The 21,136-nt window shown below is 72.5% G+C and carries 20 protein-coding genes and 1 pseudogene; 8 read left to right on the plus strand and 13 right to left on the minus strand.

What is annotated here, in order from left to right; translation table 11 throughout:
• Positions 1 to 23: 23 nt before the first annotated feature.
• The 9 genes and pseudogenes from pepN to ACGFSC_RS12130 form a co-directional block, all read right to left on the minus strand.
• Positions 24 to 2,546, minus strand: a complete 2,523-nt coding sequence (pepN, locus tag ACGFSC_RS12090; protein WP_359910729.1) for an aminopeptidase N — start codon at positions 2,544 to 2,546, stop codon at positions 24 to 26.
• Positions 2,547 to 2,708: 162 nt separating this feature from the next.
• The gene (locus ACGFSC_RS12095) at positions 2,709 to 4,460 is read right to left on the minus strand and encodes an alpha/beta fold hydrolase (RefSeq protein ID WP_359910726.1); all 1,752 of its coding nucleotides are present in this window, start codon (positions 4,458 to 4,460) and stop codon (positions 2,709 to 2,711) included.
• Between the two features lie 365 nt (positions 4,461 to 4,825).
• Positions 4,826 to 5,038 (minus strand): DUF397 domain-containing protein, encoded by a 213-nt coding sequence (locus ACGFSC_RS12100; RefSeq protein ID WP_359910711.1) that lies wholly within the window; start codon positions 5,036 to 5,038, stop codon positions 4,826 to 4,828.
• 10 nt (positions 5,039 to 5,048) lie between these two features.
• Positions 5,049 to 5,249 (minus strand): DUF397 domain-containing protein, encoded by a 201-nt coding sequence (locus ACGFSC_RS12105; RefSeq protein WP_359910708.1) that lies wholly within the window; start codon positions 5,247 to 5,249, stop codon positions 5,049 to 5,051.
• A gap of 152 nt (positions 5,250 to 5,401) precedes the next feature.
• Positions 5,402 to 5,614 carry a DUF397 domain-containing protein gene (locus ACGFSC_RS12110; protein WP_359910706.1) on the minus strand — a complete coding sequence of 71 codons (213 nt, stop codon included), beginning with the start codon at positions 5,612 to 5,614 and terminating at the stop codon, positions 5,402 to 5,404.
• Between the two features lie 10 nt (positions 5,615 to 5,624).
• Complete coding sequence (locus ACGFSC_RS12115; RefSeq protein ID WP_359910703.1) at positions 5,625 to 5,831, minus strand: DUF397 domain-containing protein; 207 nt, start codon at positions 5,829 to 5,831, stop codon at positions 5,625 to 5,627.
• Between the two features lie 170 nt (positions 5,832 to 6,001).
• A pseudogene (locus tag ACGFSC_RS12120) lies at positions 6,002 to 6,142 on the minus strand (DUF397 domain-containing protein); the annotation flags it as partial.
• A 242-nt stretch (positions 6,143 to 6,384) separates the two neighbouring features.
• Entirely contained in the window at positions 6,385 to 6,618 is a 234-nt protein-coding gene (locus ACGFSC_RS12125; protein ID WP_359910700.1) for a DUF397 domain-containing protein, read from the minus strand.
• Positions 6,615 to 7,520 (minus strand): Scr1 family TA system antitoxin-like transcriptional regulator, encoded by a 906-nt coding sequence (locus ACGFSC_RS12130; RefSeq protein WP_359910697.1) that lies wholly within the window; start codon positions 7,518 to 7,520, stop codon positions 6,615 to 6,617. The genes ACGFSC_RS12125 and ACGFSC_RS12130 overlap by 4 nt, the downstream gene beginning before the upstream one ends.
• 333 nt (positions 7,521 to 7,853) lie before the next feature.
• On the opposite strand from ACGFSC_RS12130, the gene ACGFSC_RS12135 reads away from it, so the two are divergent.
• From ACGFSC_RS12135 to ACGFSC_RS12145, 3 genes are all read left to right on the plus strand, one after another.
• Complete coding sequence (locus tag ACGFSC_RS12135; RefSeq protein WP_359910694.1) at positions 7,854 to 8,342, plus strand: NUDIX domain-containing protein; 489 nt, start codon at positions 7,854 to 7,856, stop codon at positions 8,340 to 8,342.
• Between the two features lie 103 nt (positions 8,343 to 8,445).
• Positions 8,446 to 8,883 carry an ATP-binding protein gene (locus ACGFSC_RS12140; protein WP_359910691.1) on the plus strand — a complete coding sequence of 146 codons (438 nt, stop codon included), beginning with the start codon at positions 8,446 to 8,448 and terminating at the stop codon, positions 8,881 to 8,883.
• A 12-nt stretch (positions 8,884 to 8,895) separates the two neighbouring features.
• Positions 8,896 to 9,456 (plus strand): hypothetical protein, encoded by a 561-nt coding sequence (locus ACGFSC_RS12145; protein WP_359910688.1) that lies wholly within the window; start codon positions 8,896 to 8,898, stop codon positions 9,454 to 9,456.
• Positions 9,457 to 10,312: 856 nt separating this feature from the next.
• On the opposite strand, the gene ACGFSC_RS12150 is transcribed toward ACGFSC_RS12145, so the two are convergent.
• Positions 10,313 to 11,062, minus strand: coding sequence for an SDR family oxidoreductase (locus ACGFSC_RS12150; RefSeq protein WP_359910686.1), 750 nt, complete (start codon positions 11,060 to 11,062; stop codon positions 10,313 to 10,315).
• Positions 11,063 to 11,155: 93 nt separating this feature from the next.
• Between ACGFSC_RS12150 and ACGFSC_RS12155 the strand changes: the two genes are divergently transcribed.
• From ACGFSC_RS12155 to ACGFSC_RS12170, 4 genes are all read left to right on the plus strand, one after another.
• Entirely contained in the window at positions 11,156 to 11,566 is a 411-nt protein-coding gene (locus ACGFSC_RS12155; protein WP_359910722.1) for a helix-turn-helix domain-containing protein, read from the plus strand.
• A 79-nt stretch (positions 11,567 to 11,645) separates the two neighbouring features.
• A complete protein-coding gene (locus tag ACGFSC_RS12160) occupies positions 11,646 to 12,311 on the plus strand; it encodes an SMI1/KNR4 family protein (protein WP_359910683.1) in 666 nt (221 codons plus the stop codon).
• A complete protein-coding gene (locus tag ACGFSC_RS12165; RefSeq protein ID WP_359910680.1) occupies positions 12,296 to 12,805 on the plus strand; it encodes a PH domain-containing protein in 510 nt (169 codons plus the stop codon). Before ACGFSC_RS12160 ends, ACGFSC_RS12165 begins: the two co-directional genes overlap by 16 nt.
• 159 nt (positions 12,806 to 12,964) lie before the next feature.
• Positions 12,965 to 14,659, plus strand: coding sequence for a DUF4157 domain-containing protein (locus ACGFSC_RS12170; protein ID WP_359910677.1), 1,695 nt, complete (start codon positions 12,965 to 12,967; stop codon positions 14,657 to 14,659).
• A gap of 83 nt (positions 14,660 to 14,742) precedes the next feature.
• On the opposite strand, the gene ACGFSC_RS12175 is transcribed toward ACGFSC_RS12170, so the two are convergent.
• Together ACGFSC_RS12175 and ACGFSC_RS12180 are read right to left on the minus strand one after the other, a co-directional pair.
• Positions 14,743 to 15,048: a hypothetical protein gene (locus ACGFSC_RS12175; RefSeq protein ID WP_359910675.1), complete on the minus strand. Its 306-nt coding sequence runs from the start codon at positions 15,046 to 15,048 to the stop codon at positions 14,743 to 14,745.
• Positions 15,049 to 15,252: 204 nt separating this feature from the next.
• Positions 15,253 to 15,750, minus strand: coding sequence for an aegerolysin family protein (locus tag ACGFSC_RS12180; protein WP_359910672.1), 498 nt, complete (start codon positions 15,748 to 15,750; stop codon positions 15,253 to 15,255).
• Between the two features lie 215 nt (positions 15,751 to 15,965).
• On the opposite strand from ACGFSC_RS12180, the gene ACGFSC_RS12185 reads away from it, so the two are divergent.
• Positions 15,966 to 19,076, plus strand: coding sequence for a BTAD domain-containing putative transcriptional regulator (locus tag ACGFSC_RS12185; protein ID WP_359910669.1), 3,111 nt, complete (start codon positions 15,966 to 15,968; stop codon positions 19,074 to 19,076).
• A 31-nt stretch (positions 19,077 to 19,107) separates the two neighbouring features.
• Here the strand turns inward: ACGFSC_RS12185 and ACGFSC_RS12190 are convergent, their stop codons facing one another.
• Entirely contained in the window at positions 19,108 to 21,045 is a 1,938-nt protein-coding gene (locus ACGFSC_RS12190; RefSeq protein ID WP_359910666.1) for a protein kinase, read from the minus strand.
• Positions 21,046 to 21,136: the final 91 nt, after the last annotated feature.

Raw genomic sequence — 21,136 nt, forward strand, 5'->3', positions numbered from 1 at the left:
GGTGACCGCCCGGTTGGCGGGCTCTACTGCCCGGTCAGTGCGCGGGCCCGGGCGGCGCGGCGCAGGGTGTCCAGTTGGTCGACCAGGCCGCGCCGCGTCGCCACGGTGAGGTCCGGGTCGGCGAGGCAGGCCTCGGCCGCCCGTACGGTCCGGTCGGTGGCGGCGAAGGCGGGGAAGGCCGCCGTGGTGAGCACCCGGGCCAGGGCGGGGCCGCGGCGGGCGGCGGCCGGGCCCAGTTCCTTGAAGTAGCGCGTGGTCAGGTCGTCGAGCAGTTCGGCCTGCTCGGGCTGCCACAGTCCCTTGGCGGTGGCGGCGGCCAGGTAGTTGGAGAGCTCGCCGTGGAACAGCGCCTGCCAGGCGGCCTCCTTGGCGGCCTGGTCGGGCAGGGCGGCGCGGCAGCGGGCGGCGCCCTGCTCGCTGGTGTCGCTGGGGTCGGCGGCGAGTTCGGCGGCGATCTCCGGTTCGCCCGCCGCGCCGAGCACGCACAGCCGCGCCAGCAGCTGCCAGCGCAGGTCGGGGTCGAGCTCCGGCCCGCCGGGCACCGTGCCGGCGGCCAGCCAGTCGCGCAGTTCGGCGGCCCCGTTCTCGTCGGCGGCGGTGGCGATCACGCCGCGTACGGCGACCAGGCGCAGGCCGGTGCGGTCCGGCTCGTTCTCGGTGCGCCGCAGCAGGGTGCGGCAGACCCGGGCCAGTTCGGCCAGTGCGGCCGGCCGTTCGGCGGGCGGCACGGCGCAGTCCGCCACGAAGTCGCGGGCGAAGGAGAGCACCGCGTCCACCAGGTGCACCGAGGTCTCGCCGGGCAGGTGGTCGGCGACCAGCCGCAGGTACTCGCCGGGTGCGAGTTCCCCGTCGCGCACCTGGTCGCGGGCGGCGCCCCAGAGCACCGCCCGGGCGAGTTCCTCGGGCACGGCGCCGAGGGAGGAGCGCGCGGTCCGCCAGGAGGCGGGGTCGAGGCGGATCTTGACGTAGCTGAGGTCGGTGTCGTTGAGCAGGGTCAGCTCGGTGCCGTCGGCCGGCGGGTCCAGCGGCACGGCGCCGTCGCCGGGCAGGTCGCCCAGCAGGTGGCCGGACAGGTCGAGCGGCACGCGCTCGGCGAGTTCCAGGGCGCCGTCGGCGGTGCGCCGGTAGTGGCCCGCGGTCAGCTGGTGCGGGCGCAGCGCGCCGTCGGCGGAGGTGTGCTCGATGCGGCCGTCGGTCACCCGCAGGGTGTCGACGCCGCTGGTGCGCAGCCAGCGGTCGGCCCAGGCGTGGACGTCGCGGCCGCTGGCGGCGGCCAGGGCCCGGAGCAGGTCGTCGAGGGTGGCGTTGCCGAAGGCGTGCGCGTCGAAGTAGTCGTTGACCCCGGCCAGGAAGGTCTCCTCGCCGAGCCAGGCGACGAGTTGGCGCAGGGCGGCGGCGCCCTTGGCGTAGGAGATGCCGTCGAAGTTCTGCAGTGCCTGGGAGGTGTCCTCGACCGTTTCGGGGGCCACCGGGTGGGTGGAGGGGCGCTGGTCGGCGTCGTAGCCCCAGGGCTTGCGGTCGGCGGCGAAGCCGGTCCAGGCGCCGGTGAAGCGGGTGGAGGCGGCGGTGACGCTGTAGGCCATGTACTCGGCGAAGGACTCGTTCAGCCACAGGTCGTCCCACCACTTCATGGTGACCAGGTCGCCGAACCACATGTGCGCCATCTCGTGGATCACCACCATGGCGCGTTCCTCGCGCCTGGTGTCGGTCACGGCGGAGCGGAAGACGTACTCGTCGCGCAGCGTGACGCAGCCCGGGTTCTCCATCGCGCCGGCGTTGAACTCCGGGACGAAGCACTGGTCGTAGCTGTCGAAGGGGTAGCGGTGCCGGAAGACCCGGTGGTAGTGGTCGAAGCCCTGCCGGGTGATCTCCAGCAGTTCGTCGGCGTCGGCGTCCAGGTGGGCGGCGAGCGAGCGGCGGCAGTGCAGGCCGAGCGGGATCCCGTCGTGCTCGGCGCGCACCGAGTGCAGCGGGCCGGCGACGACGGCGAGGAGGTAGCTGCTGATCGCCGGGGTGGGGTCGAACTCCCAGCGGCCGGGCGAGGTCTGGCGGCCCAGGCTGTTGCCGACCACGGTCCACTGCTGCGGCGCGGTGACGGACACCGTGTACCGCGCCTTGAGGTCGGGCTGGTCGAAGGAGGCGAACACCCGGGGGCCGTCGTCGAGGAAGGACTGGGTGTAGGCGTAGTCCTCGCCGTCGGCGGGGTCGGTGAAGCGGTGCATGCCCTCGCCGGTGTGCGAGTAGGCCATGTCGGCTTCGACGGTGAGTTCGTTGTCGGCCGCCAGGTCGGTGAGCGGGAAGCGGCCGTCCCGCAGGGCGGTGACGTCCAGTTCGCGGCCGTTCAGCAGCACCCGGTGGAGTGCGGCCGGTTTGACGTCCACGTAGGTGGCGGCGCCCGGGGTGGCGCAGCCGAAGCGGATCACGGTGGTGGAGCCGAACACCTCCCGGCCGCGGGTCAGGTCGAGGTCGAGGCGGACGGTGCGGACGTCGAGCAGGCGGTGGCGCTCGGCGGCCTCGGTGCGGGTGAGGATGGAGGTATCAGACACAGGGGTCATGCTGCTCCATCGGGCGGGCGGACGGCACCGGTTTTCGGCCCCGGGCGGGCCGGCGGGGGTGGGGGCGGAGCCGGCGTGCCCGCCCCGCCGCAGGGCGCGGCGGGGCGGGCACGAGGGCGCGGCGGGGCGGGCGGGTGTGCGCGGGGCCCGGTATCAGCCGAGGGGCAGGTCGAGGTGTGCCTCGGTGCCGGTGGTGGAGCCCACGGTCAGGGTGGCGAGGGGCGCGTTGGCGTCGGAGTAGAGCTTGTCCTTGGCGTTGATCACGAGCATGACCTTGTGGTCGGCCGCGATGTCGTAGGCGGCCGCCTGGAGGTTCCAGGACACCTGGACGGCCTGGCCGGCCTCGGCGTCGGTGAGGGTGTAGGGCTCGTGGGTGATGATGCGGGCGGTGCCGTCGGGGGCGAGGTCGAAGAGGTAGGCCACCACGGTGGCGTTCTTCCCCGCGGGGGTGAGGGTGAGCTGGACGCGCGGGATGCCGCGCAGGCGCCGGGCTCCGGCGGGGGAGGTCCAGGTGGCGAGGTAGCGGCGGTCGAACTTGCCCGTGGCGTAGGTCTTCGGGTTGCCCTTCCACTCCTGCCGGCCCGTGGTGAGCAGGTCGTCGACGGCCGTGGCCTCGGTGAGCTCGCCGGTGGTGAACGAGGCCTTCCACCCGGCGGCCGGGGCGGTGCCGAGCGTCCCGTCCTGGCCGCCCTTCGCGCCGCCCAGGTACAGCTTCTCGGTGCTCGTGGTCACATCGGCCCAGCTCGCACGGCTTTCGCGGACGGTGGGCTCGAACATCACCTGGCTCTTGACCGGCTCCCAGCCGGGCACCTCGTTGGCGACGCCGAGGACGTGGTGGTCGAGCCAGGCGAGGGCCTCGTCGACGGGGGCGTTCGGGCCGGGGACCGTCAGCCCGGCACCCTCGGGGGCGGCGTGGTCGCCGATCCACAGGTTCAGGTGCTTGGGGACGGTCAGCCGCTCGAAGTGCTCCACGGCCTCGTTGACCGGGAAGAGCGTCTCGTGCCAGGTGTTGGAGTAGAACGTCGGGATGCCGCGGGCGTTGGTCTGGTCGACGTAGGAGGCGGGCGAGCGCTCCTTCCCCCAGGCCACCACCTCGTCCAGGTTGGTGCCGTCGCGGAAGTCCGCGAGAATCTGGCGGGTGGCCGGGTCGAACTTGCGCTCCTCCGGCCCGCCGGTGAACGCGACCAGGGCGTCGACGGCGGCCAGGTGCCGGGTCTCGTTGAGGTACAGCGAATCGGCCAGATCGCCCCAGGTGCTGAGCGCCACCACCGCGTCGACGCGTCCCGCCGGGTCGTGGGCCGCGACCAGCTGGCTGATGCCGGAGCCGTAGGACTCGCCGAGGAAGGCGACGCGGCTCGGGGCGAAGTGCTGCTGCGCGTAGTCGATCACCGTGGAACCGTCGGCCCAGTCGGACGGGCCGGCCACGTCCACGGTGCCACCGGAGGTGAACGGGGCGTCGATGAACCCGCCGCCGGGGATCGGGAAGGTCTGGCCGATGCCGCGCGGGGTGTAGGCGAGTACGTGGTAGCCGCGCAGTGCGAGGCGCAGGTACAGGTAGGTGAAGAGCGTCCAGCCGAGCGGCGTCCACCCGGCCGGCACGATGACCACCGGGCGCGGCTCGTCGGTCTTGAGCCGGATGGTGAACGCGGAGAGCCTCACCCCGTCGTCCGCGGTGATCCTCGGGAGGCCGATGGTCGCCTTCGCCTGGACCTGGGTGACGAGTTCCTGCAGCTCGGCGGGCAGCAGCGGCTGCTCGGCGGAGCCCGCCAGCGTGGCGACAAGGGCCTCGGCCAGGTTGACGGCGTCGGGCGAGAGCTGCGTGCCCGAGGCATAGATGCCGGAGTCCTGAAGCTTCGTCAACTGGCTTGCGGTGAAGGGGGTGGGGCCGTCTTCGGAGATGCTCATCTGTGGAACGCCTTTCACGGTGGCTTGGTAGGTCGCGCGCATTCATGATCAATGCGGGCCCCTCCGTGTACTGCCATCGCGTGATTCGGTTCACTCGAAGAGGTGACTCAGGCTCAAAGATGCTTGACAGGTGGTAGATCGGCGCCGATCTCCCCCGCCAGGGACGTCCGTCGCGGATCGTGCCGACCGTGACAGACCCGGCCACCTACGCGCTGCCGACGACGAACCGTCCGTGGTGGCTGCGCCCTCCCCGCTCGGGCAAGGACGCTCGGCCGAGGAACCTCGGCCGAGCGTCTGACCACCTCTTCACGGTCTGCCCCTGGCCCGCCGGCCAGGTGTCGCCATGCCCCGAAACCGACCTCGTCTCAGATGTCGCCGAACTCACCGCTGCGGACAGCGGTGACGAACGACATCCAGGCCTCGGCCGGGAAGACCAGAGCCGGGCCGTCGGGGTCCTTCGAGTCACGGACAGGAGCCAGGCCGGGGAAGCCGGGAGCCACCTCGACGCACTGTCCACCGTTGCCGCTGTAGGAAGACTTGAACCACCGAGCCCCGGACAGATCTACACCGTCGGCCATGACGCCCCTCTCAGGCTTCACTGAACTCGCCACTGCGGACAGCCGCGACGAAGGACACCCAGGCCTCCGCCGGGAAGACAAGCGCCGGGCCCTGAGGATCCTTGGAGTCACGGACCCTGCCTGGATGTGCATCATCCACCTCGACACAGTTGCCGCCCTGCTGGCTGTACGTGCTCTTCCGCCACCTGGCGCCGGCCGGGTCGAACTCCATAGCGCTCACAGCCCTTTCCGTGCCCTCCCCCGCGCGCACAAAAACGCTCGGCTGGGGCAACCCCCAGCCGAGCGCCCGACTACCTCTCCACAGCCTCGAATCGGACGGCAACCAACCACGTGCCGCCACGTCTCCGGAGACCGCCTCCCGCCTCAGATGTCGCCGAACTCGCCGCTGCGGACAGCGGCGACGAACGACACCCAGGCCTCGGCCGGGAAGACAAGCGCCGGGCCCTGGGGGTCCTTGGAGTCACGGACAGGAGCCAGGCCGGGGAAGCCGGGAGCCACCTCGACGCAAGACCCGCCATTGTTGCTGTAACTGCTCTTGAACCACCGAGCCCCGGACAGATCTACGCCGTCGGCCATGATGCCCCTCTCAGACTTCGCTGAACTCGCCGCTGCGGACAGCGGCAACGAACGACTCCCACGCTTCGATCGGGAAGACGAGCGAAGGCCCCTTCGGGTCCTTGGAGTCTCGGACCGGCATGACACCTGGGCAGCCGTCTGCAACTTCGATGCAGCCTCCCTGCCCGTTGCTGTACGTGCTCTTCCGCCACCTGGCGCCGGCCGGGTCGAGTTCCATAGCGCTCACAGCCCTTCCGTGCCCTCCCCCGCTCACACAAAAACGCTCGGCTGGGGCAACCCCAGCCGAGCGCCTGACTACCTCTTCACAGCCTGGCCCTGGTCAATCGACCACGTGTCGCCATGCCGCTGGCCGCCCCAAAGCGGGCGCTGCCTCCTCCGAGCTCAGGCTCAGACATCGCCGAACTCGCCACTGCGGACAGCCGCGACGAACAACTTCCACGCCTCGGCCGGGAAAACCAGAGCCGGGCCCCTGAGTTCCTTGGAGTCCCGGACAGGAGCTACGCCGGTGAGGCTGGGAGCCACCTCGACACACTGCCCACTACGGCTCGGTAGTGCTGTCGGTCATGACACCTCCACGTGGGCTGGGGCGCTGGCCGTCGGCCAGCCTTGCCCGCAACAGGATGGCTATGCGTCAGTTGACGGTTGAGGTGGGCTTGCCAGAATTGTTGCGGGGGCTACTTGCGTTCATTGTCGCAACTGGGTGGTATGCAAGAGGATGGGTGGACCCCGGCGGCTGATTCGCCAGGGTCCACCCATCCGTCATTCACCCGTTACAGCTGAATCGGGAACTCGCCCGCTTTGACAGCCCCGAGGAAGGCCTGGAACGCCGCGGGGGTGAACTCCAGGACAGGGCCGCGCCGGTGCTGCTTGGTGTCGCGCACCGGGATGGTGCCGGCCGGGGTCACCCCAACCTCGACGCAGTTACCGTTCTCGCTGCTGCTGTAGCTGGACTTGGCCCAGCCGTAGCCGCCCTGGTCGAGGGCGGTGCCGTCGTGCATGGTCATCCTCTCAGTTGTCCCCAACTCGCACTGTTCGTCAGGGTTGCCTGCAAGTATGACCGCGTCGCCTGCGGGTCGAGCGCTTGGGACATCAGCAGCTCGAACTGACGGCTATGGCGGGCGAGCTTTGCCGGTTGATCCTTGAACGTCAGGTCCTGCTCGACGTAGGCCACGCCGTCACCCGGTAGGTCACTGAACAGGTAGACGGCGAACGGCCCAGTGGTTCCCACGTGGTAGCCGGAGCTATCGGTGAGGACCTGGATCGTGATGTTGTCCAACGCGCACACCTCAATCAGGTGCGCGACTTGGGCGCGCATCAGGTCGGCGTCACCGACGCACATCCGCAGCGCGGCCTCGCCGAGAATGAACCAGGCCTTCGGCGGGTCTTCCCCGAAAAGCACCTGCTTGCGCCGCTCCGCGCGCTCAACGGCCTTGTCGATCGGCAGCGGATTGTCATCCTTCCACCGGAACCGGGCGCTGGCGATGACCGCCTCGGTGTAGTCCGCGGTCTGCAACAGGCCCGGGATGATGCTCGGCTCCCAGTTCCTGACGAGCCTGGCGAGCTTCTCGGCCTCGACGAGGGCGCCGAACGAGGGGTGAACGTCGAGCGCCGACCACCAGCCGTGCTCCTTGCTCTCCTTGGCCATCGCCCTGAGGGAGTCGGCGGTGGCCTGGTCCAGGTTGAACTGCGTGACCCATGAGTTCACATCGTGGACCTTGATGATGTTCCGGCCGGTCTCCAGGCGGCGGACGATCGCGGCTGACAGGCCGAGGGCATCGCCGAGCTGTTCCCGGGTGAGCTTGTTGCGCTCGCGGATCCGGCGGAGCCGGCCGCCAAGGAGATGTCGAAGGAACGGCACTCCGGAGGGGCGCTCGTCCTGCTCTTCGTTCGTGGCCTCTTCGTCCATGCCTCACCCCTATCAGCAGTCACTGACGTCTCGTCAAGTCTGCCGCCCACAAGCGATGGGCGCCAGATAGCCGCCACCGTCAATTGACGGTGATGACACATGTTGCAATTCCGTTCCGAGTACGAGACTGTAGCAGCACGCTCACCAAGAGTGGCCAGTTCGGCACTCTTGGTGATCCATCTATCGCCGTGCTCGCCGAGGTTTTCCCATGTGCGAGCCACTGCGACCCGACCGTGGAGTTCGCGCCCGGCACCGACGGGAAGTCGAGCCAAGCGCGCCGCTGCGAACTCTCAAGTCCTCATATATGGAGTCGAGTTGAGCAGGACCCGCATCATGAGCAAGCCCCCGGCCCGCCGGTCGGGTCAGCAGATCTTCGCCCTGCGCGAGAACCCCGACGGATCGGGCGACCTGCTCGTCCTCCTCGTCGACCCCGTCTACATGGACGGCCTGATCCTCCCCGGCGGCAGCGCCGAGCAGGACGAGCTCCCCCACCTCGCGGCCCGCCGGCACCTCGAAACCGAGACCGGCCTCGCCCTTCCCCTCCGCACCGTCCTCACCATCGACTACATGCCCGCCGCCGAGTTCCCCGAGGGCCTCAACCTCGTCTACGCGGGCGGGATGCTCACAGCCCAGCAGGCCAACGCCGTGACCCACCACCAGCCCCCGGAAGAACTCCGCGCCCTCCACTGGGTCCCCCGTCACCAGCTTCGCGACCTCATGGCCGACGATCAGTGCCGCCGTGTCGAGGACGCCTGGGACGCCTGGGAGCACGGCGACGGCCTCCCCCTCCTCGTCCGGGGCGTCCCGGTCCCGGTCGGCTGACCAAGCGCCCGGCCCGACAGCACCATCCCAGGGCCGGACCTCCGTGAGCACGGTCCGGCCCCTCCTTCAGCAGCACGCGTTCAACCCCTTGAGGTACTCCCCCATGCTCAAAACCCACCGCCGTCCCCGCATGTTCGTCGCGCGCCTCGACTCCCGTACCGAGTCCACGCCGCTGGCCAGGTACTTGCTCCGGGCCTACCTCTCCGGGCTGCCCTCCGGCGACCGGTACGCCGACACCGCCGAACTATTGCTCGGCGAACTCTTCGCCAACGCCGTCCAGCACTCCGACGCCCCCGACGACTGCCACATCGAGGTCCGCTTCACCGTCACCGGCTCCCGCCTGCGCCTCGAAGTCCACGACGCCGGCACCGACCACCCCACCCTCCACACCCCGACCCCCGACGACGAACACGGCCGCGGCCTGCTCCTCGTCAACAAGTTGGCCGAACGCTGGGGCTGCACCTCCCTCCCCGGCGGCATCGGCAAGTACGTCTGGGCCCACATCGCCCCCACCCCCGGCCCCGCCCTCGTCACCGCCTGAAAGCACACCCCCATGCACCTCACCACCCTCGCCGGCCACGCCCTCTCCCGCGGCCGCACCCCCGCCGACACCTACGCCCTCCTCGCCCGCCGCACCCACAAACCCGTCCCCTCCGCCCGCGCGGTCTGCCTCGCCCTCACCATCCCCCTCGCCGAGACCCTCCGCCGCCTCGACGAGTGCCACGACGCCCTCCTCGCCAACCCCCGCCCCGGCACCGAGACCGACACCGGCGAACTCCTCGAAGCCCTCGGCGTCTTCGACGTCCCCAAGTCCCTCACCGACACCGAACACGCCGTCGTCGACCTCTTCCTGCTCGCCATCGACGCCATGGGCGGCATCCGACCCGGCCACCAGCACGGCCTCCACCGCTGGTTCACCACCGGCAACCTCACCGCCGCCTACCTCTCCCTCGCCGCCGCCCGACCCCTCCCCCGCACCGGCAACCCCACCTTGTACTGGACCACCCTCGTCACCGCCGGAGAACTCCTCGCCGGCGTGCTCCCCTCCGAATGCCGCATCAAATACGCCCTCACCCACTGCCGCACCCAAGCCCAAGCCGCCACCCGAACCTGACCAACACCCCTTGCCGCGCAGGAAGTCGGACCCACCGACTTCCTGCGCGGCAGCACACGCCGATCGCCCCGCCCCAAAACCCAGCCACCCCACGCGCGGGAAGTCGGCCCCAGCGACTTCCCGCGCCTGGGGTGGATTGAGACCCGATCACCCCACCCCTCCCGCAGACCAGCCGCCCGCACAGGAAGTCGGACCCGCCGACTTCCTGCGCACCGGCTCGATGAAAGGACAGGGCCGGTCGGAGCCGCACCACCCCGAACAACCCACGCCCAAGCCCCGGCGCCGCACGAAAAGTCGACCCCGCCGACTTCCTGTACGCCAGCCCAGACCGAGCGTTCTGCGAGGGCACGAGAGGTGCGCCCGTTGCACCGAAGGCTGGCTCCGATCAACGCGGTTGACGTTCGGCAAGGACGCGTTCCGACGGAAACAGGAACAAGCGCAGCCCCACCCGAGCGACCTCTCGGCCACCAGCGCTGGTGTCGAAAGCACTGGTCACAGCCATTCGTTGACGGCTTCGACCAGCACCGTTGCTTCGTGGCGGACAGCGAGTTCGTCGTGTCCCGTCCCGTGGCTGCCGCGCGGTGGCGCTTGAAGCGGTGGATCACCATCACGGTGCCGCCGAGGCCGGTGCGGCGGCGCCCGGCACCCACCCTTCGAGAACGGATCCGTCACGACGGGCGCCACACCACGCCCGCCCCGGACCGGCTACCGCGAGGGCGACAGGGCCGGCCACCCGTCAGCTGCGCGAGCCACGCCGAGGCGGCCGCACGCACCTCCTGCGGACGTTCACCGATCCGGCCGCGGGAAGTGCCGACCCCAGGCACACAACGGAGCCCGCAGCAGAACGGACGGGACGTCAGCGCATGCCACCGGAAGCGAGGATGACATCCCCGGTGATCCAGCGCGCGTCGTCGGAGGCCAGGAAGGCCACCAGCGGGCCGTAGTCGTCCGGGGTGCCCGTACGGCCCAGCGGGGTACCGGCGATCGCCTGCGCCTCCTGGGCCGAGCCGGGGAATCCCATGGCCCTGGTGCCCTCGGTGTCCGACGGTCCGGGCATGATCGCGTTGACCCGGATGCCGCGCGGGCCCAGCTCCTTGGCCGCCACGATGGTGAACGCGTTGACGGCGCTCTTGGACGCGACGTAGAGCGAGGCGTACGGCGGGTGGGTGAGCGTGCCGGCCGTCGAGACGTTGATGATCGACGCGGCGCCGATGTCGTCCTGCGCGGCGAGGGCCTGCGTCGTGAGGATCGTCCCGAGCAGGTTCGTGGTCATCTCGCGCTGGAACTCCTCCTCGGTGATGCCCGACAGCGGCGCGAAGGCGGCGACGGCCGCGTTGTTCACGAGCACGTCGACCGGTCCGTACTCCTCGCGCGCGCGATCGAACAGATGGCGCACGTCGTCGCCGCGGGCCACGTCCGCCCGGACCGCGATCGCCCGGCCGCCCTCGGCGGTGATGCCCGCGACGACCCGTTCGGCGCCCTTCGCGTCCTCCCGGTAGTTCACCACGACGGCCGCGCCGGTCCCGGCCAGCGCCTTGGCGATCCCCGCGCCGAGGCCCTTCGATGCTCCCGTGACGATCGCCGTACGTGCGTTGCTGCTGATCACAGTGACTCCTCGAACGTTGGTGCCTGCGGAAGTCACCGTAGGAAAGCTGGTTACTGCGAGGAAGTACGTACTTTTTTGTAACCTCATGACGTGATGGAAACTCAGCACGTCGCGACGGCCGCCCGGCTCCTGGCCCACGACACCTTCGACAACAGGTGCGTGCTCAGGCCGATCATCGATCAGACGACGAGCCGCTGGGCGACACTGATCGTCTCGGCCCTCATCGCCGGCCCGCACCGCTTCGCGCAGCTGCACCAACGAGTCGGTGGCATCAGCCAGAAGATGCTGTCGCAGAACCTCAAGGCACTGGCCCGGGCCGGGCTCGTCGACCGCCGTGTCGCGCCCACCACCCCGCCCCAGGTCACCTACAGCCTGACGGAACTCGGTGTCAGCCTGGCCGGGCCGCTGACCGAACTCATCCAGTGGTTCGGCCGGCACGGGGACGAGCTCCTCGCCGCCCAGGAGCACTACGACAGCCGGCAGGAGTCACAGCGCGCGTCCTGAGCGGGACGGCAGCCTGTCGGAACCGTCGCCTAGAGTGCGGCATCCAGTACGACGACGACGGCCGGCAAGAGGATGGGCGATGACCGAGGCGTGGACCCGACTGCGGGCGATCATGGGAGAGCCGGTGTACACCCCGGCACGCGTTCCGTGGGAGCTGGCGCCCGCCGAACTCGGGGTCCAGCTGCCCTCGGACTACCGCGCGTTCGTCGACCTGTACGGCGGGGTGAGCCTGAACGGCGAGTGGGGGGTGTACACGCCGAGCGAGAAGCCGTCCTTCTACGAAGCGCCGGGCGGCCTGGCGGACTGGCGCATCACGAACGACGTCGATCTCCGCGACCAGATCGAGGGCGAGGAGCAGTGGTGGGACCAGCCGGGCCCCACCCCGGTGTTCCCGGACCCGGGCGGCCTGCTGTCCTGGGGCTGGAACAGCAACCACAACCAGTGCTGCTGGCTGACGACCGGTCCGGACCCCGAGCAGTGGCCGGTGACGGTGTTCTACGAGGACCGGCTCGACCACTTCGACGGCGGCTTCGCGGAGTTCCTGGCAACCGTGCTGACCGGCGGTTACGCGGCGGAGGACGAGCTGCTGGTGCGCGCGGACCCCGAGGTGTGGGGGCCTCAGCCGGCCCGACCCCTCTGGTCTCCCAAGAGCGACTGGGCGGGCAGGAACTGGGGCGCCGAGTGGGGCATCGAGGGGTTCCTCGCCGCGCCCGGGTCGACGGAGATGCCGTGGGTCAGGACGTGACGGGCGATCGGCGCGACGGGCAGCTCCGCTTCAAGGCGCCGATCCGGTACCGGCGGACGGGCCGGAGGACCTTGGTCCTCTTCCCGACCGCTCTGGCCTGCGCCCTCGCCTTCGTCCTCGCCGCGGGGGCCAAGGGCCGGGATCCCGCGATGATCGCGGCCTTCACGCTCTGCCTGATCGTCGCCTACGTCGTCGCCGCCTCCTTCGTGGGCCCGTTCTGCGGCAGTACCACGGTGGATTCCGCGGGCCTGACCACGCGGACCCTGCTGAGGACACGTGTGGTCACCTGGCCGCAGGTGCGGTCGTTCGGGGTCTCGCCGGAGGTCAACCGCGGCATCGAGCACTGTCTCCTGGAGGTGCGCCTGCACCGGGGGCGGGCAATCGTCCTGCCGGGCCTGGTCGCGTCGAGCGCGGACGACCCGGAGCTCCGGTCGCGCCTGTCCCAGCTGCGGGCCGCGTGGACCGCGCACCGATCCGCTGCCGCGGCCGGGTGACGCGGCTCGACGGGCGCGCTGCCCCGGCCGGGCCGGCCGGGCGGCCCGGCCGGGTCTGCCCCGCGGGGGCAGTGACTCTGCCCCCGCGTACCTGGCCGGGGGCCGACCGTGGCACGTATACAGGAGGCTGAGCCGTCCTCCGCCCCGAAAGGGTCCCTCATGCACGCACGGGAAGCCGCCAGAACGCCGGACGGCGCCCGCTCCGGCCGCCAGGGCGCCGACTCCGCGCGGACGGCCCGCACCGCAGCCGTACCGGTGCGGCCGGGGGCGGGCCTTCCGTCCCCGCAGGAGGTGGCCGCCCTGCAGCGCACCGTCGGCAACGCCGTCGTGGCCCGGATGTTCGAGGAGGCCCGCCACCGGCACGCCCCGGGCTGCGGCCACCAGGAGCCGGGCGGCGGCGGGGAGCCCGTGCAGCGCTCCTCCGTGCACCGGGTCCTCGGGTCGCCGGGCCGGCCGCTCGACGCCGGGCTGCGGGAGGAGATGGAGCAGCGGCTGCGGGCGGACTTCTCCGACGTGCGGGTGCACACCGGCACGGCCGCGCAGCGTTCGGCGCAGGAGGTGGGCGCCCGCGCCTACACCTCGGGCAGCCATGTCGTCCTCGGTGCCGGAGGGGCGGACAAGCACACCCTGGCCCACGAGTTGACCCATGTGATCCAGCAGCGCAACGGCCCGGTGGCCGGCACGGACCACGGCAACGGCCTGCGCGTCAGCGACCCGTCCGACCGCTTCGAGCGCGAGGCGGAGGCGACCGCGCGCCGGGTGATGGCGGCGCCGGTGCAGCGGGCCGTCGCCGTCCCGGACTCGCCCGGCCGCGCGGACCGTGCCCCGGTCGGGGCGGTGCCGGGCGGGGCGGCCGCGGCGGTGCAGCGGGTCGTCACCGTCGCCAGGGGAACCCTCAGCACGGCGGAGGAGACCGAGAAGGTCCAGTGGAAGGCCGAGCGTCACAAAAGACTGCCGGCGGCGGACAAGCAGGCGATCCTGGCCGAGATCGGGAGGATGGCCGAGGCGGACGGGACCGAACACTTCACCTCGTACGAGAAGCTCATCGACGCGGCCCACGCCCGGGTGCGGGCGGCGAGCGGGCAGAACCTGGCGCCGGTGACCCCCGCCGCGATCGCCACCGGGGGCTTCCAGCACGCGCTGACGATCTCCGACGAGGAGCAGATGAAGCGCCACAAGGAAGTGCGCCGGCGGCTGTCCCTGCGCGGGGTCGGCCTCGATCTGGAGGCGTTCCGCAACCGGCAGGCGATGGTGAACCCGTTCACGTACAGCGACGTGGAGGACGGCGCCTCCTACACCATCGGCGCCGGCGGGAACTTCGTCCTCGGCAGCGTGCAGGAGGGCGACTACTCCCAGCTGTTCGACCTGGCCAGGACCAACTCGGGGCTCACGGAGCAGCAGTTGGCGAACCGGTTCATCAAGGCGCTGTCGGAGAGCGGCAGCAAGCCGTTCGACGATCTGCCCAAGGACGCGCAGAAGTACTGCGCCAAGATCGTGGCCATCATCCAGGGCGCCGAGTTCCGCCGGGCCGCCGCCAACCCGACCGCGGCCGTCGCGGCGTTCAACAAGGTGGTCACCGGTGAGACGGCCACGCTCCACGAAGCGATGAACCGGTTCACCCTGTTCGCCAAGACCGGCGGCGGATCGGCGGACTCGCAGTACCACCGCGACAGCAAGGAGCCCGACGCGGAGCTCAACGCCCGCATCCTCCAGGAGTTCAGGTCACTGGCCCAGCTCGTGTCCGCGAACGGCTTCGACCCCAACGACGAGAATCAGTTCTACACGGCCTGCGAGACCATCGCGGTCGGCTCCATGAACTCCTTCAAGTCGAACTTCAGCTACACGATGACGTGAGCGGACCGGCCCCCGGGACCCCGCAGGCGCCGGGGTGTCGGCCGTCGTCGCCGCGACGGCGGCCGACACCCGTGTGCGGTGGGTCAGTTGTCGTTGTTGACCTTGGTGTAGGCCGAGCTGTAGCCGGTCGGACAGTAGAGGGTGTCGCTCCCGTTGCCCATGTGCCAGGAGCCGAAGACCGTCGTCTGGTTGCCCTTGACGTTGTCGTTGTTGCAGACCAGCACCAGCTGCCAGTGGTTCTTGGTGGCGGTGGTCTGGCAGCTCACCGACCCCCAGTTCGTGCCCTGGGTGGTGCTGCAGTACGAGGTCGCCGACGCCCCCGGCGCCGCCATCACACCGGCGGCCACCAGCAGCGCCGCACCGGTTCCCAGAGCCGCAATTCGACGCATGGCCTTCTCCTTCGTCGCATCTCGAACAATCGGTGCGGTCAGCATGCCGAAGATGCGATCGGATGTATCCACCGTCGGCGCGACTGGCCGAAACCGGCCCGTCCGCTTCCCCTGGCAGCAGCCGCCGGAGCCGCCGCGCGCCCGGGGCGCCCGGCCGGGGAGGGAAGGTCCCGGCCGGGCGCCCGACGGTCAGCCGGCTGCCGCTCAGGGGCCCGTGATCGTCCAGTACACGGCGGCGTTGTTGCCGCTGCCCCCGCTCTGCGCGAACCGGAACATCGGGTCGGAGCCGGCGGAGTCGTAGCCGTTGCTGCCGGCGTACGGGTTGTTCCAGTGCAGCTGCACGCGCTTGCCGTTGAGCCCGGGGTTGCCGCAGTTCTCCGCGTCGTAGATGACGTGGCCCTCGGTCCCGGTGAGGAAGCCGTTGCTCTCGGACTGCCAGCGCCCGGTGTTCCCGTCGCGCACGATGGCGTCCGGGGCCAGGCCGCTCGACCAGATGCCGTGGTCCAGCCAGGCGTTCTGCAGGCGCAGTTCGCAGCCCGTCCAGTTGACGACCGCGACCTGCGTGCTGCGCGCCGCACTCAGCGCCTGCGCCGGCTGCTGGTCCGCGGTGGCCGCGCCGGCCGGGGCGGCCGTCGCGAACAGCGCGGCGGCGACGCCCGCCGCGGCCAGGGCCGAACGGACCAGGGACTTCCGCTGTGCCATGGAGTACTCCTCTCGTTCCCGGACCGCATCGGTGCGGTCCGACTGCTCGAAGCCTCGGCCGCGCCCGTCAACAGGCGGTCGACAATGTGTTGACAGGCGATGGACAAGCAGCGCGCCGTCGACCGCCCGGACCGGGCACGGCGCCTCTGACCAGGGGTGATGCGGTCGGTATCATGCGCCGGGGGGATCGTTGCGCGGGCGGAGGGGGACGGCTGGTGGGTGGTTTGCGGTTCGCGGTGCTGGGGCCGCTGCGGGGGTGGCGGGACGGCGGCGAGCTCGTGCTCGGGTCGCCGCAGCAGCGGAGCCTGCTGCTCGCGCTGCTGCTGCGGGCCAACCACCCGGTGTCGACCGGTCAGCTCGTCGACGACCTGTGGGGCGAGGAGCCGCCCGCCAAGCCCTCCGCCGTGATCCGCACCTACGTCCACCGCCTGCGCCGCGTCCTGGGGCCCGACGCGCCGACCACGCTCAGCGGGGGCTACCTGCTCGCCCTGGACCCGGGCGCACTGGACACCCACCGCGTCGAGGAGCTCCTCGACGAGGCGAAGGAACTGCGCGCCGACGGCGAGCACGCCCACGCCGCCGGCGCGCTCCGCTCGGCGCTGGCCCTGTGGCAGGGCGAGCCGATGACCGCGCTCCCCGGCCCCTACGCCGAACGGCAGCGCGGCGAGTGGGCCGAACGCCGGGTGACCGTCCTGGAGTCCTGTCTGGAGGCCGAGATCGAGGCCGGACCGTCCGGCGAGCTCGTCGCCGAACTGACCGCCGTCGTGGCCGAACACCCGCTCAGGGAACGGTTCTCCGAACTGCTGATGCTCGCCCTCTACGGAACCGGCCGGCAGGCCGAGGCCCTGGGCCTCTTCCGCACGGCGGACCAGCGGCTGCGCGAGCAGCTCGGCGTCAGCGCGGGGCCCGGACTGCGCGAACTGCAGCGCCGGATCCTGGTGGCCGACACCGGCCTGGTGGCGCCCCCGCGGCCCCGGCCCGCCGCCGCGACCCGCCCGCCCCACCGGACCCGCCCGCCGTACCGGGCGGCGGTCCGGCCCACCCAGGTCCCGGCCGACCTCGCCGACTTCACCGGCCGCGAGGCGCAGACCGAGGCCCTGCGGGCCGTCCTGCTCGCCCCCCGCACCGTGCCCGTGGCCACCGTCTCCGGCCTGGGCGGCGTGGGCAAGACGGCGCTGGCCGTCCACGTCGCGCACGAGCTGGCCGCCGACTTCCCCGACGGCCAGCTCTACCTCGACCTGCACGGCGCCGACGGCCGCCCGACCCGCCCCGAGGAGGCCGTGGGCACCTTCCTGCGCTCCCTCGGCGTACCGGCGGACGCACTGGCCCCCGGGCTCGCCGAACGCTCCGCCCAGTTCCGCTCGCTGCTCACCGACCGACGCGTGCTGGTCGTCCTCGACAACGCCCGGGACGCCGAACAGATCCGGCCGCTGCTGCCCGGCCGGCCCGGCTGCGCCGTGCTCGTCACCAGCCGGGCCAGGCTCGGTTCGCTGCCCAACGCGCACGTCGTCGAACTCTCCGCCTTCGCCCGGCAGGAGGCCCTCGGCCTGCTCGGCCGGGTGATCGGCGGGCAGCGGCTGCGGGCCGAGGAGCGGACGGCCGCGGAACTCGTCCGGCTCTGCGGGCACCTCCCGCTGGCCGTGCGCATCCTCGCCGCCCGCCTCGCCTGCCGGCCGGACTGGACCATGGCCCGGCTGCTCGACAAGCTGGCCGGCGACGGGCGCCGGCTGGACGTGCTGCGCGCCGGGGACCTCGCCGTCGAACCGGCGTTCCGCTTCGGCTACGACCAGCTGACGCCCGAACAGGCCCGGGCCTTCCGGCTGTTGGCGGTGCCGGAGGTACCGGACCTGTCACCGGGCGCGGTCGCGGCGGTGCTCGGCCTGCCCGAGGAGGAGGCCGAGGAACTGGCCGAGTCGCTGGTCGACTGCTCGATGCTGGAGACCGCGCCCCCGGACCGCTACCGGTACCACGACCTGCTGCGCGCCTTCGCCCAGCAGCTCGCCCCGGCCCCGCAGGCCGGGCCGCAGGCGGAGGCCGGGCCACAGGCGGGGACCGGCTCGCAGGCGGCGGAGGAGGACTTCCCGGCCGCCGTACTCACCCGGCTGGCGGCCCACCACCACGCCGAGACCGTCGCGGCCCTCGGCCCGTCCGCCGCCCGCGCCGCCCTGCCCGGCGCCGTTGCCGACGGCGGTGCCGGAGCCGATGGCGGTGCCGGTGGCGATGGCGGTGCCGGTGGCGATGGCGGTGCCGGTGGCGATGGCGGTGCCGGAGCCGGTGCCGGTGCCGGAGCCGCCTTGCGTGCGGCGGCGCCGCCCCACGGCCGTGTCGACTACCACGGCATCGGCGCACTGGTCGGCCAGTACGCCGGGCTCCCCGAGCCGCCCCGGCTCGACCTGGTCGCCGAACTACTGCTCGGCTGCAGCCTGTTGTGCGACACCGGCCAGGCCACCCGGCCGCTCGGGCACGCGGCCAAGGTCCTGCTCCGGGCCGCCCTCCGGCAGGGCGACCGCACGGCCGAGGTCAGGGCCCGGCTGGTGCTCGGACGGCTGCTCACCGAGGTCGGCTCCGAACCCGCGGCCCTCGCCGAACTGCTCAGGGCCCGCGACCTGTGCACCGCCCACGACCTGCCGGGGCCGCTGCTCGCCCTGGCCCACGCCTCACTGGCCGCCCTGTTCGTCCAGGTCGGCCGGCCGGGCGACGCGGTCGCCGGCTTCACGGCGGCGGTCTCGGCCTGGGAGAAGCTCGGCGACCGGCGCTCGGTGGCGGCCGAACTGCTCAACCTGGCCCGCGCGTTCACCGAACTCGGCCGGTTCGACGCGGCCGTCCGCGTCGTCGACCAGTCCCTGCTGATCTGCCACCGGCTCGCCGACCACGACCTCCAGGCGCTCGCCCTCGACTCGATGGGGACGATCGCCCACGACCGCGGCGAGTTCGAACAGGCCCTGCACCACCACCGCAACGCCCTGTCGCTGCTGCGGCCGGACGACCGGCGCCGCACGGGCCGTACGCTGCTGCGGCTCACCGAGTCGCTGCGCGCCGTCGGCCGCGGCGAGGAGGCCGTGGCGGCGGCCGACCGGGCGGTCGAGGTGCTGACGCTCGACGGCGACCGCCGGGGACGGGGGCTGGCCCTGGCGGCGCTCGGCGACGCACTCGCCGAGCGCGGCGGGGACGGCGACGGGGAGGCGGCCCGGGCCCACCGGTCGGAGGCCTACGACATCCTGGCCTCCCTCGGCTCCCCCGAGGCCAACCGGCTGCGCGCCCTGATCGGCCCGGGCGGGCCCGCCGTGCGGCCCCGCCGGCAGTGGCCGTCCTGGCTGCCGGAGTGACCCTCCCAGGGCCCGGCCGGCGGCCGGCGGCTCACCTCAACGTCCACACCTGGTTGTCCGCACCCGAGCAGGGCGCCACTCGCACCCAGTGGCCCACGCCGTCGGACGTCAGGCACAGGCTGGTGTCGGCGTTGACGATCCGGTGGCCGCCCGGAACCGGCGTGATGGCCCAGACCTGGTTCCAGTTGGACGGGGGGCTCGTCCAGATCTGCACCCGGCCGCTGTCCCTGTCCTGGTCCAGCCCCTTGGTGAAGTTGCTGGAGGCGTTGCGCAGGTAGTACCGCCCCTCGTCGACCTTGTCCAGCCGCCAGACCTGCGCCAGCGTGCCGTTGGCATCGAAGGTGTCGACCTGGTTGCCGTCCTGGTCCTTGGAGTAGGAGTTGTCCAGCGTGCCGCCGTTGCTGCTGATCCGCGCCAGCTCGGGCAGCGGCGCCACCGGCTGCCGGGTGGGCTGCGTCGGCGTCGCGGACGGCGTGGGCGTGGCCGTTTCGCCGGGGTCCGGCCGGTCCGGGGCGGTGGGGGTCGGCGCGGGCGCGGCGGGGTTCTCCCCGATGGTGGAGGCGGGGACCGGGAGCGGGGCGGAGCCGCGGGTGGGCACGGCGGAGGCCGGGGCGGGGGGCGTGGCGAAGGGGCTCCGGGTGGTCGGCGCGGGGGCGGCCGGGGCGGGGGCGGGACTCTCACCCGTGCCCGGCACGGCCGGCGGGGGCGGGAGCGGGAGCGCGGCCGGGGCGGACGGCTGTCCGGTGAGCGGGCCGGCGGCCTCCACGAACGCGGCGGCGTCCGGCCGGGCGGGGCCGTCCGTGGGCCCGGCGACGGCGGCGGTGTCCTGCGGCGCGCCGTTCCGGTCGGGCCGGACCACCGCCGCCCCGGCGGCCCCGGCCACGCAGAGCAGGGTCAGGGCCGTCACCCCGGCCAGCGCTCGCAGGCGGTGCCCGGTCCGCGGGGCGCGTCCGGTCCGCGCGGCGTGTCCGGTCCGCGGGGCACGCGCCGCGACCGGGCGGGGCCCGGTCCCACTCCCTGTCCAGGACGGGGACGGGCCCGGCGACGGCGCCGCCTCCACCGCGGTGAGGGCGCGGCGTGCGGCGGTGGCCATCGTCGCCGCGTCGGGCCAGCGCTCACCGGGTTCCTTGGCCATCGCCCGCTCGACCAGCGCCCACACCGGCGCGGGCACCTCCCCGGGAAGCGGCGGCACGGGCTCCGTCAGGTGCTTGAGGATCACTTCGAGGGCGGTCTCCCCCTCGTACGGGAGCCGGCCGGCGAGACACTCGTAGAGGACCACGCCGAGCGCGTAGAGGTCGGCCGAGGCGGTGACCGTCCCGGTGGAGGCCTGTTCCGGCGCCTGGTAGGCGGCGGTGCCCAGCACCATCCCCGGGACGGTCGTCCGGGCGTCGCAGTCGGGCCGGGCGATGCCGAAGTCCGCGATCACCGTCCGGTCGCCGCGGACCATCAGGTTGGCCGGTTTGATGTCCCGGTGGACCACCCCGGACCCGTGCGCGGCCTCCAGCGCCTCCAGCACCTGCAGGACCAGCTCCAGGGCCTCCGCCACCGGCAGGGCTCCCCGGCGCTCCAGGACGGCGCTCAGCGGTTGCCCCTCGATCAGCTCCATGACCAGGTAGCCGACCGGGCGCCGCCCGTTCGCGACGCCGGACCCGGCGTCAGGCCCGCGGTCGGGCCCGTGGTCGTCGCCGGACCCGGCGTCGGGCCCGCAGTCGTGGTCGTGGCCGGTCCCGCGGTCGTGCCCGTAGTCGTACACGCCGACGATGCCCGGGTGCCGCAGCCGGGCCATGACCCGGGCCTCGGCGTGGAAGCGCTCGGCGAAGCCGGGCTCGTCCAGCAGGGCGGGCTTCACCACCTTGACCGCCACCCGGCGGCCGAGGACCTCGTCCTCGGCGAGCCACACATCGCCCATCGACCCGCCGCCCAGCCAGTCCACCAGTCGGTAGCGGTCGGCGAGCACGGTGCCGCGCATGCATCTCCCTGAATCGAGCCCGAGGACCGGAGCGGATCCGGGGACCGGCCCGGTTCCCCGGGCGCACCCTGGTCCGGGCGCACTCCGAGGA

It is taken from the genome of Kitasatospora sp. NPDC048715, assembly GCF_043198905.1.
Taxonomy (GTDB): domain Bacteria; phylum Actinomycetota; class Actinomycetes; order Streptomycetales; family Streptomycetaceae; genus Kitasatospora; species Kitasatospora lactacystinica.

Excerpts from the sequence above, each read along its gene's own strand:
- ACGFSC_RS12135 (WP_359910694.1), top strand. The coding sequence starts at position 7,854 with ATGAGCAAGCCCCCGGCCCGCCGGTCGGGTCAGCAGATCTTCGCCCTG.
- ACGFSC_RS12180 (WP_359910672.1), bottom strand. The coding sequence starts at position 15,750 with ATGGCACAGCGGAAGTCCCTGGTCCGTTCGGCCCTGGCCGCGGCGGGC.
- ACGFSC_RS12125 (WP_359910700.1), bottom strand. The coding sequence starts at position 6,618 with ATGACCATGCACGACGGCACCGCCCTCGACCAGGGCGGCTACGGCTGG.
- ACGFSC_RS12130 (WP_359910697.1), bottom strand. The coding sequence starts at position 7,520 with ATGGACGAAGAGGCCACGAACGAAGAGCAGGACGAGCGCCCCTCCGGA.
- ACGFSC_RS12155 (WP_359910722.1), top strand. The coding sequence starts at position 11,156 with ATGGAAACTCAGCACGTCGCGACGGCCGCCCGGCTCCTGGCCCACGAC.
- ACGFSC_RS12115 (WP_359910703.1), bottom strand. The coding sequence starts at position 5,831 with ATGGAACTCGACCCGGCCGGCGCCAGGTGGCGGAAGAGCACGTACAGC.
- ACGFSC_RS12160 (WP_359910683.1), top strand. The coding sequence starts at position 11,646 with ATGACCGAGGCGTGGACCCGACTGCGGGCGATCATGGGAGAGCCGGTG.
- ACGFSC_RS12170 (WP_359910677.1), top strand. The coding sequence starts at position 12,965 with ATGCACGCACGGGAAGCCGCCAGAACGCCGGACGGCGCCCGCTCCGGC.
- ACGFSC_RS12145 (WP_359910688.1), top strand. The coding sequence starts at position 8,896 with ATGCACCTCACCACCCTCGCCGGCCACGCCCTCTCCCGCGGCCGCACC.
- ACGFSC_RS12100 (WP_359910711.1), bottom strand. The coding sequence starts at position 5,038 with ATGGCCGACGGTGTAGATCTGTCCGGGGCTCGGTGGTTCAAGTCTTCC.
- ACGFSC_RS12175 (WP_359910675.1), bottom strand. The coding sequence starts at position 15,048 with ATGCGTCGAATTGCGGCTCTGGGAACCGGTGCGGCGCTGCTGGTGGCC.
- ACGFSC_RS12140 (WP_359910691.1), top strand. The coding sequence starts at position 8,446 with ATGCTCAAAACCCACCGCCGTCCCCGCATGTTCGTCGCGCGCCTCGAC.
- ACGFSC_RS12105 (WP_359910708.1), bottom strand. The coding sequence starts at position 5,249 with ATGGAGTTCGACCCGGCCGGCGCCAGGTGGCGGAAGAGCACGTACAGC.
- ACGFSC_RS12110 (WP_359910706.1), bottom strand. The coding sequence starts at position 5,614 with ATGGCCGACGGCGTAGATCTGTCCGGGGCTCGGTGGTTCAAGAGCAGT.
- ACGFSC_RS12190 (WP_359910666.1), bottom strand. The coding sequence starts at position 21,045 with ATGCGCGGCACCGTGCTCGCCGACCGCTACCGACTGGTGGACTGGCTG.
- ACGFSC_RS12095 (WP_359910726.1), bottom strand. The coding sequence starts at position 4,460 with ATGAGCATCTCCGAAGACGGCCCCACCCCCTTCACCGCAAGCCAGTTG.